Here is a 17,634-nt window from a genome sequence, read left to right as displayed (position 1 = left end):
AAACGAAAAAGCAGTTTCCGCAACCCTTCACCAAGGTGCAGAAACTACGGGTCGCGGGCGACGAGCGGTCACTATTGGGCGGGGGTGCCAGTAGCGCCGGGCAGGGGACGCAGGTTGACCTCGACGCGGCGATTCTGCGCCCGACCATCGGCGGTGGCATTGCTGGCGATGGGCGCATCGGGACCGGCGCCGCGGGTGCTCAGTCGCGCTGCGGGTACGCCCTGGGCGGTCAGGTAGCCGGCGACGTTCTGCGCCCGGCGCTGGGACAACTCGACGTTGTGGGCGCGGCTGCCGGTGCTGTCGGTATAGCCGACGATCTCGATGCTGTTCTGATCGAACTGCTTGAAGGAATTGGCCAGATCGTTCAGCGGCTTGTAGAAGCTGTTGGCGATATCGGCGGAATCGGTGGCGAAGGTGATGTTGCCCGGCATGATCAGCTTGATGTCATCGCCCTGACGCTGCACCTCGACACCGGTATTTTCCATCTGCCGACGCAATTCGGCTTCCTGGCGATCGGCGTAGTAACCGTAGCCGGCAGCGGCTGCGCCCACGGCAGCGGCGCCGATCAGCGCGCCCTTGCCCCGATGGTTGTGATCGATGGCGGCACCGGCGACGGCACCGGCCAAGGCACCCAGGCCGCCGTACTTGGCGGTCTTGGAGGTGCCACCGCTGACCTGACCCTGGTTTTCGTAGGGATTGGGGGATGCGCATCCAGCCAGGGTGGCCAGGGCCAGGCTGGCGAGAAGGATACGGGTGGGCAGCGCCATGTCTTTACTCCTTGAAATCCATCGCGGCGGACAGGGCCGCTCCTGGCAATTCTAGCTATGTGATCTGAATCGCAACTGAACGAGGCGGTAGCCACGGACACTTATCGCGATAGTGAGCCTCTAAGCCCACGATAGCCAGAATTGAAGATAGATAGCTTGCATATCGATTTTTTGCGATCTAAGGTTCGGTAGAACCCAATATGACGATACGACCGCAATGGACGAGATCCTCAAGGCCCTGGCTAATCCCCTGCGTTGTCAGATCCTGGGCTGGCTGCGTGATCCCCAGCAGTATTTTCCGCACCAGGAACACGACCTGGGGACGGGCGTCTGCGCCGGGCAGATCGAGGCACGCGCCGGCCTGTCGCAGTCCACGGTCTCGGCGCATCTGGCCGTATTGACCCGTGCCGGCCTGGTCACCACGCGGCGCATCGGCCAATGGGTGTTCTACCAACGCGACGAGGCCGCCATTCAAGCCTTTCTGCAACGTCTCGCTCGCGAACTCTAGTCTGCAAGGAATCCTGATGCCCGCTTCCCTCATCGTGCTGGCGCTGAGCGCTTTCGCCATCGGCACCACCGAATTCGTCATCATGGGGCTGCTGCCCAATGTCGCCGCCGATCTCGGCGTGTCCATCCCTAGCGCCGGCTGGCTGGTCACCGGCTATGCCCTGGGTGTGGCCGTCGGCGCGCCCTTCATGGCGCTGGCCACGGCCCACTGGCCGCGCAAGCGCGCCCTGCTCGCCCTGATGGGCATCTTCATCGTCGGCAACCTGCTCTGCGCGGTGGCCAGTGGCTACAACATGCTGATGCTGGCCCGGGTGGTCACGGCGCTCTGCCACGGTGCCTTCTTTGGCATTGGCGCCGTGGTGGCCGCGAGCCTGGTGCCGGAGAATCGCCGCGCCTCGGCGGTGGCCCTGATGTTCACCGGCCTGACCCTGGCCAATGTGCTGGGCGTGCCCTTGGGCACCGCCCTCGGCCAGGCCGCCGGCTGGCGTTCGACCTTCTGGGCGGTGGTGGCGATCGGCGTGGTCGCCCTGATCGGTCTCTGGCGGGTCCTACCCACCGATCGCAACCAGCCGCGCGCCGATCTGCGCCGGGAGTTGCTCGCCCTGCGCGGCCTGGGCTTCTGGTTGGCGCTGTCGATGACAGTGTTCTTCGCGGCCTCCATGTTCGCCCTCTTCACCTATGTCGCGCCGCTGCTGCAGGAGGTCACCGGCGTCTCGCCCCGTGGCGTCACCGGCACCCTGCTGTTGATCGGCCTGGGCCTGACCCTGGGCAACTTCATCGGCGGTCGGCTGGCCGACTGGCGCCTGGCCACCAGCCTGGTGGGCATCTTCGTCGCCCTGGCGCTGACCTCCGCCGCCCTGCGCTGGACCGGCCAGGCCTTCCTGCCCGCCGAGATCACCCTCTTCCTCTGGGCCGCGGCCGCCTTCGCCGCCGTACCGGCCCTGCAGATCAACGTGGTCACCTTCGGCAAGGACGCGCCGAATCTGGTCTCGACCCTCAACATTGGCGCCTTCAACGTGGGCAACGCCCTCGGCGCCTGGGTCGGTGGCCTGGTGATCGATCACGGTCTGGGTCTTACCGCGGTACCCCTCGCCGCCAGCGGGCTCGCCCTGCTGGCCCTTATCGCCACCCTGCTGACCGCCAGCCAGGCCCGCAAGAGCGGCCTGGCGACCGCCAGCTAATCAAGAGAGCTAGCCATGACTCAGCTGTTCGAGCCGATCAAGATCGGCGCCCTGGAACTGCCCAACCGCGTCATCATGGCGCCCCTCACCCGCTGCCGCGCCGAACCGGGCCGGGTTCCGGGCGATCTGATGGTCGAGTACTACGTGCAACGCGCAACCGCCGGCCTGATCATCACCGAGGCTACCTCGGTAGATCCCATGGGCGTGGGTTATCCCGACACCCCCGGCATCTGGTCCGACGCCCAGGTGGCCGGCTGGCAACGGGTGACCACTGCCGTGCACAAGGCCGGTGGCCGCATCGTGCTGCAACTCTGGCATGTGGGCCGCATCTCCGACCCCCGCTACCTCGACGGCGAACTGCCGGTGGCGCCGAGCGCCATCGCCGCCCAGGGCCACGTCAGCCTGCTGCGCCCCAAGCGTGACTATGTCACCCCGCGGGCACTGGAAACCGCCGAGATCCCCGGTATCGTCGCCGCCTATCGCCATGGCGCCGAGAACGCCAAGCGCGCCGGGTTTGATGGCGTCGAGGTCCATGGGGCCAACGGCTATCTGCTTGACCAGTTCCTGCAGAGCGACACCAACCAGCGCACCGACAACTATGGCGGCTCCATCGAGAATCGCGCCCGGCTGCTGCTGGAAGTGACCGATGCCTGCATCGATGTCTGGGGTGCTGATCGCGTCGGCGTGCACCTGTCCACCCGTGGCGACATGCACACCATGGGCGACAGCGACCCCGCCGCCACCTTCGGCCATGTCGCCCGCGAACTGGGCCAGCGCCAGGTCGCCTTCATCTGCATCCGCGAAGCGGCCGGCAGCGACAGCCTGGGCCCGGACCTCAAGGCGGCCTTCGGCGGCGTCTACATCGCCAACGAGAAATTCGACAAAGCCAAGGCCAATGCCTGGCTGGACGAAGGCAAGGCCGATGCCGTGGCTTTCGGCGTGCCCTTCATCGCTAACCCGGACCTGCCGCAACGCCTGGAGCAGGATGCCCCGCTCAATGAGCCGCACCCGGATACCTTCTACAGCAAGGGCCCGGTAGGCTACATCGACTATCCGCGGCTGTAATTTTCCCGCCGACAAGAAAAGCCCGCCGATTGGCGGGCTTTTTCATGGGGATTCAGGTTTATCGCGGCCATGGGCCGCTCCTACGGTAATGTCTGAACCTGTAGGAGCGACTGCATCGGCGGACCGTCATGGCAGTGATGCCCCTAACGTCCCGGCATCAACCGTAGGTTGGGCTGAGACGGTTTTATCGTCGAAGCCCAACAGTCATGGGCACGGCCCACCCATGTTGGGGTTCGCTGCGCTCAGCGTCAACCTACGTCAGGAGCCGTAGGTTGGGTTGAGACGGCTCCATCGTCGAAGCCCAACAGGCACGAGCACAGTGCCTCCCTGTTAGGCTTCGCTGCGCTCAGCGCCAACCTACGTCAGGAACCGTAGGTTGGGTTGAGACGGCTCCATCGTCGAAGCCCAACAGGCACGAGCACGGTGCACCCCTGTTGGGCTTCGCTGCGCTCAGCGCCAACCTACGTCAGGTACCGCAGGTTGGGTTGAGACGGCTCCATCATCGAAGCCCAACAGGCACGAGCACAGTGCCTACCTGTTGGGCTTCGCTGCGCTCAGCGCCAACCTACGCCGGTGTAGCCCAGAACGCGCGGATCGCCGCCACGCCCTGGGCGCCGGCCTGCCAGGCGCCGGTGAGGTCGGCATCGCCCAGCCCTCCCAGCAGATAGGCCGGCAGGTTGCAGTCGGCCAGCAGTTGCTGGGCCTTGACCCAGCCCAAGGTCGGGGCGCCGGGGTGGCTGGCGGTGGGCATCACCGGCGACAGAGTGACGAAATCCACCCCCATCTGCTGAGCCAGGGCCAGTTCTTCGGCGTCGTGGCAGGAGGCCGCCAGCAGGCGCTGTTCCGGAAAGGGTCGCCCATTGGGCGCATAGCGACGCAACTGCTCGGCGGTCAGGTGCCAGCCGGCCGCGGGGAAGTCGCCCAGCCACTCCAGCGGGCCCTTGAGCATCAGCTGGGCGCGGCCGGTGCAGAGCCCCTGGACGTCGCCGGCCAGGTCGCGGTACTGGGGATCGAAGTTGTCCGGCGTGCGCAGCTGGACCAGGCGGATGCCGCTGTCCAGCGCTCGATGCAGGCCGTTGAGCAACTCCGCGGTGGTCAGCTCGCCGGGGGTGATGAGATAGCGGTCTGGCAGCCGCGCCGCCTGGACGATGGGTCGGTTGGCTGCGGGAAAGTCATAGTCGAGCAGCGCGCGCGGGGCGACCCAGGTCAAGGGCTGGCCCTCGGCGCCGTGGGCCTTCCCGGTGAAGGCGTCCACCTGCCAGACGTCCAGCAGCACCGCCTGGTCGGGATAGTCGTGGCGGACCTGCAACAGCGGGCGGGCCGCAGTCACCCTGATGCCCAGCTCCTCGGCCAGCTCGCGTTCGAGCGCTACGGCCGGGGCCTCACCGGCCTCGACCTTGCCCCCCGGAAATTCCCAGAGTCCGCCCTGGTGCTTGTGCGCCGGACGCTGGGCGATAAGGATCTGCCCCTGGGGATCGCGAATCACCGCGGCAACCACATGCAGACGAGTCATGCGCTCTGCTCCTCCGTTTCAGCCTCCGCCAACCAGCGCTGGAAGGCCGGCCAGGCGTAGATGGTTTCGACATAGGCGGCCGCCTCGGCCGACAGCTCCACGCCGTAGCTGCGGAAGCGACTGGCGACCGGCGCATAGAAGGCATCGGCGATGGTCGGCGTGCCGAACAGATAAGGGCCCTGCTGGCCATAGCGCTCGCGGCATTCGCGCCACAGGCGCTGGATGCGCTGGATGTCTTCCACCGCCTCGGCGGTGGTCGACTTCAGCCGCTGGCGGCGACGCAGGTCCATGGGCAGCTCGCGGCGCAGGGCCAGGAAGCCACTGTGCATCTCGGCGCACAGCGCCCGGGCATGGGCGCGGGCCAGGGTGTCCGTCGGCCACAGCCCGGCATCGGGATAGGCCTCGGCGAGATACTCGACGATGGCCAGGGAATCCCAGATGGTGCCCTCGGCCAGTTTGAGCACCGGCACCTTGCCGGTCGGTGACTGGGCCTTGAGCAAGGCGCGGCTGTTGGGGGTATAGAGCGGAATCGCCACCTCTTCAAAGGCAGCGCCGCTGAGCTCCATGGCCAGCCAGGCGCGTAGCGACCAGGAGGAGAAGTTCTTGTTGCCGATCACGAGTTGCAACTGGGACATGCGGGGATTCCTCGAAACGATGCGGCCCGCGAGGACCGCCGCAGGCGCCCGTCGGTGCGGACGCCCAGGCGTCGGATAGCCGTCAGGTACGGTACTCGGCGTTTATCTTCACATAGTCGTGGGACAGGTCGGTGGTCCAGATGGTCTCGCTGTGGCTGCCGCGACCCAGCTCGATGCGGATCTCGATCTCGGCCTGGGCCATGACCCGCGCGCCCTGCTCTTCCGTATAGGTGGCCGCGCGACCGCCCTGCTGGCAGATCTGCACGCCGCCAAGGAAGACGTCGATCAGGCTGACGTCCAGCTGAGGCACGCCGGCCCGGCCAACGGCGGCGAGGATGCGGCCCCAGTTGGGATCGGAGGCGAACAGCGCGGTCTTGATCAGCGGCGAATGGGCCACGGCGTAGCCGACGTCCAGGCACTCCTGGGCATTGCCACCGCCATTGACCTGCACGGTGACGAACTTGGTGGCACCCTCGCCGTCACGCACGATGGCCTGGGCCAGTTCGGCGAACACTGCGAACACCGCCTCGCGCAGCTGCTCGAAGGCCGCACCGCTGGGCTGGGCGATTTCCGCCATGGCCGCCTGGCCGGTGGCAACCAGCATGCAGCAGTCGTTGGTGGAGGTGTCGCCATCGATGGTAATGCGGTTGAAGGAGCGATTGGTGGCATCGGCCAGCAGGTCCTGCAGCAGGCCCCGAGCGACCTTGGCGTCGGTGGCCACGTAGCCCAGCATGGTCGCCATGTTCGGCTTGATCATGCCGGCGCCCTTGCTGATACCGGTCACGGTAACGGTGGTGCCGTCCACCTGGAACTGGCGGCTGGCGCCCTTGGGCAGGGTGTCGGTGGTCATGATGCCGGTGGCGGCGGCGGCCCAGTTGTCTTCGGCCAGGTCGGCCAGGGCGGCCGGCAGCGCAGCTTCGATCTTTTCCACCGGCAACGGCTCGCCGATCACGCCGGTGGAGAACGGCAGCACCGCTTCCTCGCCGACGCTGGCCAGAGTCGCCAGGGTCTTGGTGGTGCGCTCGGCCGCGGCCAGGCCCGGCTGGCCGGTACCGGCATTGGCATTGCCGGTGTTGGTCAGCAGGTAGCGGACGGGGCCAGCGAAGCGCTGGCGGGCAATGATGACCGGCGCCGCGCAGAAGGCGTTCAGGGTAAAGACCCCGGCCACGCTGGAGCCTTCGGCACAGCGCATCACCACCACATCCTTGCGCCCGGGACGCTTGATGCCGGCAGAGGCGATACCGAGTTCGAAACCGGGAACCGGGTGCAGCGTGGAGAGCGGACCGAGACCGACAGCCATGGGAAAACTCCAGTGAAAGAAAAGGAAACGCCGCGAGCGGAAAACCGGTCGCGGCGTGGAAATCAGCCTTCCAGCGCCCGCCTCGCCCAGCCTGGGCAAGGGGCGCAGACAGCCTAGCGGGTGGAGTTTACAACCTGTCGGCGGCTATGCCGACCGGTTGCCGTCGCCGCGGCTGCCTGGGCAGGTCTCAGTCGAGCTTGCCGTGGCACTGCTTGTACTTCTTGCCGGAACCGCAGGGGCACGGCTCGTTGCGACCGATCTTCTGGTCGTTGCGCTGGGGCTGCAAGGGCACCACGGTGTCCTCGCCCTGCTCGTCCTCGAGCACCTCGGGGTCGACCAGCGAAGGCGCCTCGGCGTGCTGGAACTGCATACGCTCGGCCAGGGCTTCGGCCTCGCGGCGCATGCGCTCCTCTTCCTCGACCGGATCCTCGCGGCGCACCTGGACGTGGGACAGCACGCGGATGGTGTCGCGCTTGATGCTTTCCAGCAGCTCCTGGAACAGGGTGAAGGACTCGCGCTTGTATTCCTGCTTGGGGTTCTTCTGGGCGTAGCCGCGCAGATGGATACCGTGGCGCAGGTGGTCCATGGTGGTGAGGTGGTCCTTCCAGAGGTCGTCGACCACCCGCAGCAGCATCTGCTTCTCGAAGTTGCGCAGGGCCTCGCGACCGGCCATGTCTTCCTTTTCCAGGTAGGCGGCTTCGAGCTGCTCGAGGATCTTCACCCGCAGGGTGTCCTCGTACAGCTTGTCATCCTCGTCCAGCCACTGACCGATGGGCAGTTGCAGGCCGAAGACGCTGTAGATCTCCGCTTCCAAGCCGGGCACGTCCCACTGCTCGGGCAACGACTGCGGCGGGATGTGCTCGTTGATCACCTGGGTCAGGGTTTCCTCGCGGAAGCCCTTGATGGTGTCGCCGACGTCTTCGTTGGCCAGCAGGGTGTCGCGCATGTGATAGATCACCTTGCGCTGCTCGTTGGCTACGTCATCGTATTCCAGCAGCTGCTTGCGGATGTCGAAGTTGCGGCCTTCGACCTTGCGCTGGGCCTTTTCGATGGCGTTGGTGACCATGCGGTGCTCGATGGCCTCGCCGCCCTGCATGCCCAGAGCCTTCATGAAGTTCTTCACCCGGTCGGAGGCGAAGATGCGCATCAGGCTGTCTTCCAGCGACAGGTAGAAACGGCTGGAGCCCGGGTCGCCCTGGCGACCGGCACGACCGCGCAGCTGATTGTCGATCCGGCGGGATTCGTGGCGCTCGGAGGCGATCACATGCAGGCCCCCGGCGTCGATGACCTGCTTGTGGCGCGCCTGCCAGGCGGCCTTGATCGCGGCGATCTGCTCCTCGGTGGGATTCTCCAGGGCCGCGACTTCGACTTCCCAGTTACCGCCGAGCAGGATGTCGGTACCGCGACCGGCCATGTTGGTGGCGATGGTCACGGCGCCCGGACGACCGGCCTGGGCGATGATCTCGGCTTCGCGCTCGTGGTACTTGGCATTGAGCACCTTGTGCTCAATGCCGGCCTGGGTCAGCAGCTGGTCGACGTACTCGGAGCTCTCGATGGAGGCGGTACCCACCAGCACCGGACGGCCTTCGGCCTGGCACTGCTTTACGTCCTCGATGATGGCCTGGTACTTCTCGGCCTGGGTCAGGTAGACCAGGTCGTTGAAGTCCTTACGGGCGACCTCGCGGTGGGTCGGGATCACCAGCACGTCGAGGTTGTAGATCTGGCGGAACTCGAAGGCCTCGGTGTCGGCGGTACCGGTCATGCCACCGAGCTTGTTGTAGAGGCGGAAGTAGTTCTGGAAGGTGGTCGAGGCCAGGGTCTGGCTCTCGGGCTGGATCGGCAGTCCTTCCTTGGCCTCGATGGCCTGGTGCAGGCCTTCGGAAAGACGGCGACCCGGCATGGTCCGGCCGGTGTGCTCGTCGATCAGCAGTACCTGGTCCTGCTGGACGATGTACTCGACGTTGCGATGGAACAGGGTATGGGCGCGCAGACCGGCGAACACGTGGGTCAAGAGGCCCAGGTTGTGCGCCGAATAGAGGCTCTCGCCCTCGGCCAGCAGCCCGACTTCGGTGAGCATCTCCTCGATGTACTGGTGACCCAGTTCGGTGATCTCCACCTGGCGGGTCTTTTCATCGATGGTGTAGTGGCCGACCTGGGTCGGATTGCCTTCCTCTTCCTCGATGTGCTGCTGCAGACGCGGGATCAGCAGGTTGATCTTCTGATAGAGCTCGGAGCTGTCTTCGGCCTGGCCGGAGATGATCAGCGGAGTCCGGGCTTCGTCGATGAGGATGGAGTCCACCTCGTCGACCACCGCGAAGTTCAGCTCGCGCTGGTACTTCTCGGCCATGCTGAAAGCCATGTTGTCGCGCAGATAGTCGAAGCCGAATTCGTTGTTGGTGCCGTAGGTGATGTCCGAGGCATAGGCGGCGCGTTTCTCTTCCGGCGGCTGGAACGGCAGGATGATGCCCACCGACAGGCCGAGGAACTCGTACAGCGGCCGCATCCAGTTGGCGTCGCGGCGGGCCAGGTAGTCGTTCACCGTGACCACGTGGACGCCCTTGCCGGACAGCGCGTTGAGATAGACCGGCAGGGTGCCCACCAGGGTCTTGCCCTCACCGGTACGCATCTCGGCGATCTTGCCTTCGTGCAGCGCGGCGCCGCCGATCAGCTGGACGTCGAAGTGACGCATGCCCATAACGCGCTTGCCCGCCTCGCGGACCACCGCGAAGGCTTCCGGCATCAGGGCATCGAGGGACTCGCCCTTGGCCACACGCTGCTTGAATTCCTCGGTCTTGGCGCGCAGTTGCTCGTCGCTCAGGGAGGCAATCTGGGATTCCAACGCATTGGTGGCCACCACGACCTTGCCTAGGCGTTTGACATCTCGTTCGTTCTTGCTTCCAAAGAATTTCTTCAACAAAGGCGCAAACATATCGACTGGAATTCTTCCGCTGGAATGAGGGGAGCGAAACGGGCGGCAAGGCCTCTGCAGAGCCTGGCCAGACGCCTGGGCGCGGGGGTTGAAACCCGCGGTGTCCCGCAATGGTAATCGGGCATTCTACTCGGAAATGCCGATGAGGAAAGAACGACGGGCCCCTGGCCGCCAGGACGCCAGAGCGATCTGTTACCATCGGCGTCCTCTCTTCGCCCATCGCGAGTCCTGCGCATGGCCTTTCGTCCGCTCAACGCCGTCGCTCCCGCTGCCCTGCTGCGCCAGGCCAAACCGCTCAAGGCGCTGTTTCGCGAGGCCGAGCGACTGGGTCGGCTGCAACAATTGTTGGAAGAGCAGCTGCAACCCGCTGCCCGCCCCCATTGTCGGGTGGCCAGCTGGCGCGAGGGCACGCTGCTGCTAGTGGTCAACGACGCCCACTGGGCGACGCGGCTGCGCTATCAACAGCGCCGTCTGCTCCGGCTGCTGCAACAGGCGCCGGAGTTCGTTGGCCTGACGCGTCTGCAGTTCAAGATGCAGCCGAGTCCTGGCGTCGCCACCCGCGCCCGGCCGGTGCGCCAGGTCAGCCAGGTGGGCGCCGACAGCCTGCGTGAAGTCGCGGCCGGGATCCGCGACCCCAAGCTCAAGGCTGCCTTGGAGCGGCTGGCCAGTCGCACCGGCCAGGTCGCGGACTAGGCCTCAGGCCTTGGCCACCGCCCGCTCGAAGGCGGCGCGGATGCGGTCTTCCGGCAGGTCCATGCCGATCAGCACCACACGACTTTCGCGCTCTTCGCCTGGGAGCCAGTCACGCTCCCAGTCGGCGGCATAGATCTGCTGCACGCCCTGGAACAGCAGGCGGCGGTCCTCGCCAGCGATATTCAGCAGACCCTTGTAGCGCAGTAGGTCACAGCCGAGGGTATCGAGCAGCATCTCCATCACGCTGCTGATCTTGGCCTGGTCGAAGGGCCGGGACTCGCGGATGGCGATGGACTGGATGCGCTCGGTAAGGCTGACCGCTTCCGACACCGGCCGCAGCGGGCGGAACAGCGTCGGTGGCGCCAGGTCTTCGTCGTGCAGGTTGAAGCCGCGGATGTCCAGCAACTCCGCCAGCTCGATGCGGCCGTGGTCGACATGGCGAATCGGCGCGCGACGATTGATGCGTTGCAGGCGATTCTCCAGCGCCTCGACGGCCGCCGGTTCGGCCAGGTCGAGCTTGGTCAGCAGCAGGCGATCGGCGAAACCGATCTGCGCCTGCAGCAGCGGATCGCTCAGCTGCTCGCTGGCGTGGACGGCGTCCACCAGGGTCAGCACCCCATCGAGCAGATAACGCTCGCGCAGGAGGTCGTCGGTAAAGAAGGTCTGGGCCACCGGACCGGGATCGGCCAGGCCCGTGCATTCCACAACCAGGCGCTCGAAGTCCAGCTCGCCGCTGTCCAGCCGCTCCAGCAGCACGGTCAGGGCATAGGCCAGGTCCTTGCTGCCGGTGCAGCAGACGCAGCCGTTGGCCACCTTCATCAGTTGCACGGCACCGGCGTCTTCGAGCAATTCGCCGTCGACGTCCAGGGCGCTGAATTCGTTTTCGATCACGGCGATCTTGAGACCATGCTCGGCTTGCAGGATGTGCTTGAGCAGGGTGGTCTTGCCGGCGCCGAGAAAGCCGGTCAGGACGGTGACGGGGATGGGTTCGTGCATGGAAACTCCAGACAGAAAGAGGCCGGGCTTGGAGCCCGGCCTTAGAACCTGCTCACGATCTCGCGAGCTAGAGACAAACAAGGCGAAAATGGCTGAGGAAGCGGAGTTTACGAGTGGTAAATGAGCATTCCGACCGGGCTGGCGACCCAGGGCATTTTCAACGCCGTTTGGCCGACGCGCAGCAGATCGTGAACAGGTTCTTAGGGTGATCCTGGGTCAGCAGCAGCGGATGGCGCCCGACTTGCCGCCACCGTAGCGCGCCTCCTGGCGCTCACGGAAGAAGGCTTCGTAGCTCATCACCGGCTGGTCCGGGTGCTTGCCGCGCATGTGCTCGACATAGGTGTCGTAGTCGGGCATGCCCACCAGCATCTTGGCGGCCTGCCCGAGGTATTTGCCCATGCGACCCAGGTCATTGAACATGAAGATTCTCCTTTAGGCGCCCGCTACCGGCTGGAAGGGGGTCTCGCGATCGGTCCGCTCGGGCTTGGCCAGTGCGGCGCGACCGACCTTGATGGAAAAGAACAGGATGCTCATCACCACCACCAGGAACAGCACCGACAGGGTGGCGTTGGTGTAGGCGTTGAAGACGATGTGCTGCATCTGTTCCATGCTCTTGGCCGGGGCAATCACCTGCCCCTGGGCCATGGCGGTGCTGTACTTCTTGGCCAGGGCCAGGAAGCCGACCACCGGATTCGAATCGAACAGCTTGATCAGGCTGGCGGTGGTGGTGCAGATCAGCAGCCAGACGGCCGGCACCAGGGTGACCCAGACATAGCGCTGGCGCTTCATCTTGATCAGCACCACCGAGCCTAGCATCAGGGCGATACCGGCGAGCATCTGGTTGGAGATACCGAACAGCGGCCAGAGGGTGTTGATGCCACCCAGCGGATCGACCACGCCCTGATACAGCAGCCAGCCCCAGAGGGCGACGCAACCGGCGGTGCCGATGACGTTGGCGGTCCAGGAGTCGGTCTTCTTCAGCGCCGGCACGAAGCTGCCCAGCAGGTCCTGCAGCATGAAGCGTCCGGCGCGGGTACCGGCGTCTACCGCGGTGAGGATGAACAGCGCCTCGAACAGGATGGCGAAGTGGTACCAGAAGGCCATGGTGTTCTCGCCCGGCAGCACGTTGTGCATGATCTGGGCGATGCCCACCGCCAGGGTGGGAGCACCACCGGCACGGGCCAGGATGGTGTGCTCACCGATCTCGGTGGCGGTGGCCTGCAGCATCTCGGGCGTCACCACGAAGCCCCAGGTGCTGATCTTGGCGGCCACCGACACCACGTCGGCGCCGACCACGGCGGCCGGGCTGTTCATGGCGAAGTAGACGCCCGGCTCGATCACCGAGGCGGCGACCATGGCCATGATGGCGACGAAGGACTCCATCAGCATGGCGCCGTAGCCGATGTAGCGGGCATGGGTTTCCTTGGCGATCAGCTTGGGCGTGGTGCCCGAGCTGATCAGCGCATGGAAGCCGGACACCGCGCCACAGGCGATGGTGATGAACAGGAAGGGGAACAGGGTGCCCTTCCAGACCGGGCCGGTGCCGTCGACGAACTGGGTCAGGGCCGGCATCTTGAGCATCGGCATGGTCACCAGGATGCCGATGGCCAGGGCGATGATGGTGCCGATCTTGAGGAAGGTGGACAGGTAGTCACGCGGAGCCAGCACCAGCCAGACCGGCAGCACGGCGGCGACGAAGCCGTAGCCGATCAGCATCCAGGTGATCTGCACGCCGGTGAAGGTGAAGGCCGGACCCCAGACCGGATCGGCGGCGACCAGGCCGCCCACCCAGATGGACGCCAGCAGCAGCACCACCCCGATCAGCGAGATCTCGCCGATGCGACCGGGGCGGATGTATCTCATGTAGACGCCCATGAACATGGCGATCGGCAGGGTGGCGATCACCGTGAACATGCCCCAGGGGCTCTCGGCCAGGGCCTTGACCACGATCAGCGCCAGCACCGCGAGGATGATGATCATGATCAGGAAGCAGCCGAACAGGGCGATGGTGCCAGGGATGCGTCCCATTTCCTCGCGCACCATGTCGCCCAGGGAGCGACCGTTGCGGCGGGTGGAGAGGAACAGGATCATGAAGTCCTGCACCGCGCCGGCGAAGACCACCCCGGCGATCAGCCAGAGGGTGCCGGGCAGATAGCCCATCTGGGCGGCGAGCACGGGACCGACCAGCGGACCGGCACCGGCGATGGCGGCGAAGTGATGGCCGAAGAGGATGTGCTTGTTGGTGGGGACGTAGTCCAGGCCGTCGTTGTTGAGCACGGCGGGCGTGGCCCGTCTGGCGTCGAGGCCCATCACCTTGGTGGCGATGAACAGGCTGTAGTAGCGGTAGGCAACGAGGTAGATCGCCACGGCGGCGACCACAATCCAGAGGGCGTTGATCGCTTCGCCTCGACTCAGCGCCACGGTACCCAGCGCGAAGGCGCCCAGTACGGCAACGGCGAACCAGGCTAGATGGCTGGCCATTCGGGTCATGCTTGTTCTCCTGCCGCGCATCTGTGACCGCGGCGATACTTGTTATTGTGAGAGCCCACAGCGGAGCCATATTACTATCGGCGGCTCGACGCGACAGCGAAATTCGCAGAACTACCCAAGGCCCGCTACGTAGTTCTACGTAGCGGGCAGTCCGGACAGGTGCCGATGCAACTCAAATACAAGATGGTCGCCCTCGGCCTCCTGCCGCTCCTGCTGGCGGTGGCAGCGGTCTGCCTGGTGGTGTTGGAACAGAGCCAGCGCCTGGGCGAGCAGCAGGCGCGCCTGCTCGAACACAGCATCCTCGGCAGCAAGAAGACCGAGTTGCGCAACTATGTGGAGATGGGCGTCAGTGCCATCCAGCCCCTGTATGGCAGCGGCCGCGACGACGACGAAACCCGGGCCAGGGTACTGGCGCTGCTGGCCAGTCTGAATTTCGGCAGCGACGGCTACTTCTTCGTCTACGACCAGCATGGCCGCAACCTCATGCATCCACGCCAGCCCGAATTGGTCGGGCGCGACCTCTGGCAACTGACCGACGGCAACGGCCTGCTGGTGATCCAGGCGCTGCTCAAGAGCGCCCGCGAAGGCGACGGCTTCCAGCGCTATGGCTGGCAGAAGCCTTCCAGTGGGCAGATGGCGGAAAAGCTGGCCTACGTGACCCAGCTAGAACGTTGGGGTTGGGTGCTGGGCACCGGCCTCTATCTGGATGACGTGGACGCCGCCCTCGCCCAGGTCCGCCACGACGTGGCCGCCGGCATCCGCACGACCCTGTTGGCCAGCGCCGGGGTGGCCCTGGTGGCGGTGCTGCTGGTATTCGCCGGCGGACTGACGCTCAACGTCAGCGAACATCGCCTGGCCGATCGCAAGCTCAAGCAGCTGACCCAGAGGCTCATCACCTCCCAGGAAGAGGAACGCTCCCGACTGTCACGGGAATTGCACGACGGCATCAGCCAGTTGCTGGTGTCCATCAAATTCCAGTTCGAGCTGGCCAGCCGCGAGCTCGGCGCGAGCAAGCCCAGCGCCGGCGAGACCCTGCGCGAAGGCACCCAGCGCCTGGCGGCGGCCATCGGCGAGATCCGTCGCATCTCCCACGACCTGCACCCTTCGCTGCTGGATACCCTCGGCCTGCCTGCCGCCCTGGGCCAGCTGGTGGAGGAGTTCCGCCAGCGCAGCGGCCTGAACGTGGACTATCGGCAGACCCTCGACGACAGTCCCGCCGGCGGCGACATGGACGTCGCCCTGTTCCGTATCGTCCAGGAGGCCCTGACCAACATCGAACGCCATGCCGCGGCCCAGCGGGTGGTCATCGACCTGCAGCGGCGCGGGCGCTGGATCTGCCTGACCGTGCACGATGATGGCCGCGGCTTCGATACCGGCCAGGTGGAGCGCCTCAGCGGCGGCATCGGCCTGCGTAACATCCGCGAGCGGGTGGAGCTGTTCGGCGGTCGTTGCGCCATCCAGTCCGGGCCCGGCGGCACGACCCTGGACGTGGTTCTGCTACGCTCGGACCTCCCGGCCGACGAGGAAAGCCCGACATGACGCCCATCCGCATCCTCCTGGTCGACGACCATGCCCTGGTCCGCGCCGGCGTGCGAGCGTTGCTGGGCACCATCGAGCGCTTCGCGGTGGTCGGCGAGGCCGGCAGCGGCGCGGAAGCCCTCGACCTGCTGGCGCGTCTCGATCCGGACATCCTGCTGGTGGACATCGGCCTCAAGGACATCAACGGCCTGGAGCTGACTGCCCTGATCGCCGAACGCGCACCCCGTGCCCGGGTGTTGATCCTGAGCATGTACGACAATCGCGAATACGTCAGTACCTCGCTGCGGGTGGGCGCGGCCGGCTATGTACTCAAGGATGCCCCCTCGGAGGAAATCATCGCCGCGGTGGAAGCCCTGGCGGTCGGCGGACGCTTCTACAGCAGCGCCATCGCGGCCCGCCTGGGTGAAGGGGGGACCCACGAAGGGGAACTCACCCCCCGGGAACGCCAGGTGCTGTTGCTCATGGCCCAGGGCCTCAACAACAAGACCATGGCGCAGCAGCTGGGGCTCAGCGTGCGGACGGTGGAGACCCATCGCCTGAGCATCCGCCGCAAGCTGGACATCCAGAAGCCGGCCGATCTGGTCCGCCATGCGCGCGAGTACGGCTGGCGCCCCGAAGGTGCGTCCAACGTCTGACCAGCAGGCCGCTGCTCGCGCCCAGGCGACCAATGAGCCCTCTCCTTCTGGCTCCGCCGGTCACCGCCGGCTACCCTTCCAGGAGTAGTCGATACGAGACGGCCCCGGTCGTCTACAGTGATCAGGAAACCTCAGGAAGACCTTCCATGAACGACACCAACGAGCGTCGCCGCTTTACCCGTTTCACCTTCGATGCCCCTGCGCAGTTGCACCAGGGTGAGCGCCAGTGGGCGGCGCCCGTGGACGACATCTCGCTCAAGGGCGTGCTGCTGGCCCGACCTGCCGATTGGTCGAATCAGTCACGCGCGGCCTATGAGTTGCGCATCCGGCTCAATGACGAGACCGAGGTGACCATGGGCGTGGAGCTGGTACGGGAAACCCCGGAGCAACTGGCCTTCGCCTGTCGCCAGATCGACCTGGACTCCATCAGCCACCTGCGCCGGCTGGTGGAGCTGAACCTCGGCGACGAGACCCTGCTGGAGCGCGAGTTGGCGGCGTTGGGTACGCCCTGAGCGAGGCCTTGCCAAGGTGGGTCGAGCCAAAGCGAAGCCTACGATGCGCGAATTCGACCCTGGCTGTTGGGCTTCGACGGTGGAGCCGTCTCAACCCAACCTACTGCATCGATAGCCTCGTAGGTTGGGTTGAGCGAAAGCGAAGCCCAACGGCGCTTAGAACTCCAGATGCAAGCCCACCACCAGCCGGGCGTCGTGGGTGTCTTCGCCCTCTTCCCGCGCCATGGCAGCGGTGTTGCCGTGGGTGGCGTTCCAGGACACCCCGACATAGGGCGCCACCTCCGGGGTCACCTGATATCTCAGGCGCAGCCCGGCTTCGCTTTCGGCGAAGCCGGCGCCCTGGCCGCGGGCCTCGTCGTTGCGACCGTAGAAATTGAGCTCGGTGTGGGGCTGCAGGATCAGCCGCTGGGTCAGGGCCCAGTCGTATTCGGCCTCCAGGCGCAGGGCGGTCTGGTTGTTCTCGCCAAGGAAAGCGGTGATCTCGATGTCGAGATCCTCGGGATCGTGCTCCTGGATCCCCAGGGCGGCCCAGGTCTGCGGCGAGCCGGGTTTGAAATCCTGGCGAATGCCGGCCACGCTGCCCCAGCCCTTGGCCAGCGCGTGCCCCCAGAGGGCCTGCACCTCGGCCTGCTCGGTGTGGCCATTGGTGCGTTCGCCCTGGCTGCGGAAATCCAGCCGATTGGCGCCACCGCCAAGGGCCCAGCCTTCCAGATCCCAGTTGAAGACACTACCCTCGTCGGCGTGCTGCCATTCCAGCTGATCCACCTCCAGGCTGGCCGGGGCGGAACTGCTGGGATCGGCGGCCTGCACCAGGGTGCTGATAGCAAAGCTGGCAAAGAGTACGGAAAGCGGGAGCAGACGAGACATGGCGG

At 65.9% G+C, this 17,634-nt stretch carries 15 protein-coding genes and 1 pseudogene; 7 read left to right on the top strand and 9 right to left on the bottom strand.

The annotated features are described in order from the left end of the window. Positions 1-71: 71 nt before the first annotated feature. Positions 72-817, bottom strand: a pseudogene (locus tag AX284_RS00355) (OmpA family protein). Between the two features lie 167 nt (positions 818-984). Between AX284_RS00355 and AX284_RS00350 the strand changes: the two are divergent. The 3 genes from AX284_RS00350 to AX284_RS00340 are packed head-to-tail and all read left to right on the top strand — an operon-like array spanning position 985 to position 3,520. Further along, entirely contained in the window at positions 985-1,275 is a 291-nt protein-coding gene (locus tag AX284_RS00350; protein WP_068382959.1) for an ArsR/SmtB family transcription factor, read from the top strand. 16 nt (positions 1,276-1,291) lie between these two features. Continuing rightward, positions 1,292-2,455 carry an MFS transporter gene (locus tag AX284_RS00345; protein ID WP_017639108.1) on the top strand — a complete coding sequence of 388 codons (1,164 nt, stop codon included), beginning with the start codon at positions 1,292-1,294 and terminating at the stop codon, positions 2,453-2,455. A 15-nt stretch (positions 2,456-2,470) separates the two neighbouring features. Next, positions 2,471-3,520 (top strand): alkene reductase, encoded by a 1,050-nt coding sequence (locus tag AX284_RS00340; protein WP_068382957.1) that lies wholly within the window; start codon positions 2,471-2,473, stop codon positions 3,518-3,520. Positions 3,521-4,085: 565 nt separating this feature from the next. Here the strand turns inward: AX284_RS00340 and AX284_RS00335 are convergent. The 4 genes from AX284_RS00335 to secA form a co-directional block, all read right to left on the bottom strand. Continuing rightward, positions 4,086-5,033: a Nudix family hydrolase gene (locus AX284_RS00335; protein WP_017639106.1), complete on the bottom strand. Its 948-nt coding sequence runs from the start codon at positions 5,031-5,033 to the stop codon at positions 4,086-4,088. Continuing rightward, on the bottom strand, positions 5,030-5,668 hold the full coding sequence (locus AX284_RS00330; protein WP_068382955.1) for a glutathione S-transferase family protein: 639 nt from the start codon (positions 5,666-5,668) through the stop codon (positions 5,030-5,032). The genes AX284_RS00335 and AX284_RS00330 overlap by 4 nt, the downstream gene beginning before the upstream one ends. An 82-nt stretch (positions 5,669-5,750) precedes the next feature. Next, a complete protein-coding gene (gene argJ, locus AX284_RS00325) occupies positions 5,751-6,968 on the bottom strand; it encodes a bifunctional glutamate N-acetyltransferase/amino-acid acetyltransferase ArgJ (RefSeq protein WP_068382952.1) in 1,218 nt (405 codons plus the stop codon). 187 nt (positions 6,969-7,155) lie between these two features. Further along, positions 7,156-9,897 carry a preprotein translocase subunit SecA gene (gene secA / locus AX284_RS00320; protein ID WP_017639103.1) on the bottom strand — a complete coding sequence of 914 codons (2,742 nt, stop codon included), beginning with the start codon at positions 9,895-9,897 and terminating at the stop codon, positions 7,156-7,158. A 234-nt stretch (positions 9,898-10,131) separates the two neighbouring features. Here secA and AX284_RS00315 point away from each other — a divergent pair, with 234 nt between their 5' ends. Next, positions 10,132-10,590, top strand: a complete 459-nt coding sequence (locus AX284_RS00315; RefSeq protein ID WP_017639102.1) for a DciA family protein — start codon at positions 10,132-10,134, stop codon at positions 10,588-10,590. A gap of 3 nt (positions 10,591-10,593) precedes the next feature. Here the strand turns inward: AX284_RS00315 and yjiA are convergent, their stop codons facing one another. The 3 genes from yjiA to AX284_RS00300 all read right to left on the bottom strand — a co-directional run bounded on the left by yjiA (position 10,594) and on the right by AX284_RS00300 (position 14,076). Next, the gene (gene yjiA, locus AX284_RS00310; protein WP_068382949.1) at positions 10,594-11,586 is read right to left on the bottom strand and encodes a GTPase; all 993 of its coding nucleotides are present in this window, start codon (positions 11,584-11,586) and stop codon (positions 10,594-10,596) included. Between the two features lie 216 nt (positions 11,587-11,802). After that, positions 11,803-12,006 carry a YbdD/YjiX family protein gene (locus AX284_RS00305; protein ID WP_007162682.1) on the bottom strand — a complete coding sequence of 68 codons (204 nt, stop codon included), beginning with the start codon at positions 12,004-12,006 and terminating at the stop codon, positions 11,803-11,805. 12 nt (positions 12,007-12,018) lie between these two features. After that, entirely contained in the window at positions 12,019-14,076 is a 2,058-nt protein-coding gene (locus AX284_RS00300; RefSeq protein ID WP_068382947.1) for a carbon starvation CstA family protein, read from the bottom strand. A 165-nt stretch (positions 14,077-14,241) separates the two neighbouring features. Here AX284_RS00300 and AX284_RS00295 point away from each other — a divergent pair, with 165 nt between their 5' ends. The 3 genes from AX284_RS00295 (at position 14,242) to AX284_RS00285 (ending at position 16,762) form a co-directional block, all read left to right on the top strand. Beyond that, positions 14,242-15,615 carry a cache domain-containing protein gene (locus AX284_RS00295; RefSeq protein ID WP_017639099.1) on the top strand — a complete coding sequence of 458 codons (1,374 nt, stop codon included), beginning with the start codon at positions 14,242-14,244 and terminating at the stop codon, positions 15,613-15,615. Next, positions 15,612-16,250 (top strand): response regulator, encoded by a 639-nt coding sequence (locus AX284_RS00290; RefSeq protein WP_064307514.1) that lies wholly within the window; start codon positions 15,612-15,614, stop codon positions 16,248-16,250. The genes AX284_RS00295 and AX284_RS00290 overlap by 4 nt, the downstream gene beginning before the upstream one ends. Positions 16,251-16,396: 146 nt before the next feature. Next, a complete protein-coding gene (locus tag AX284_RS00285) occupies positions 16,397-16,762 on the top strand; it encodes a PilZ domain-containing protein (protein ID WP_017639097.1) in 366 nt (121 codons plus the stop codon). Positions 16,763-16,918: 156 nt separating this feature from the next. Here the strand turns inward: AX284_RS00285 and AX284_RS00280 are convergent, their stop codons facing one another. Then, positions 16,919-17,629: a copper resistance protein B gene (locus AX284_RS00280; RefSeq protein ID WP_017639096.1), complete on the bottom strand. Its 711-nt coding sequence runs from the start codon at positions 17,627-17,629 to the stop codon at positions 16,919-16,921. Positions 17,630-17,634 lie beyond the last annotated feature (5 nt).

This window comes from Pseudomonas sp. HUK17, from assembly GCF_001566765.1.
The sequence above is the reverse complement of the archived record's forward strand: the minus strand, read 5'-3'. Positions and strand labels throughout refer to the sequence as shown.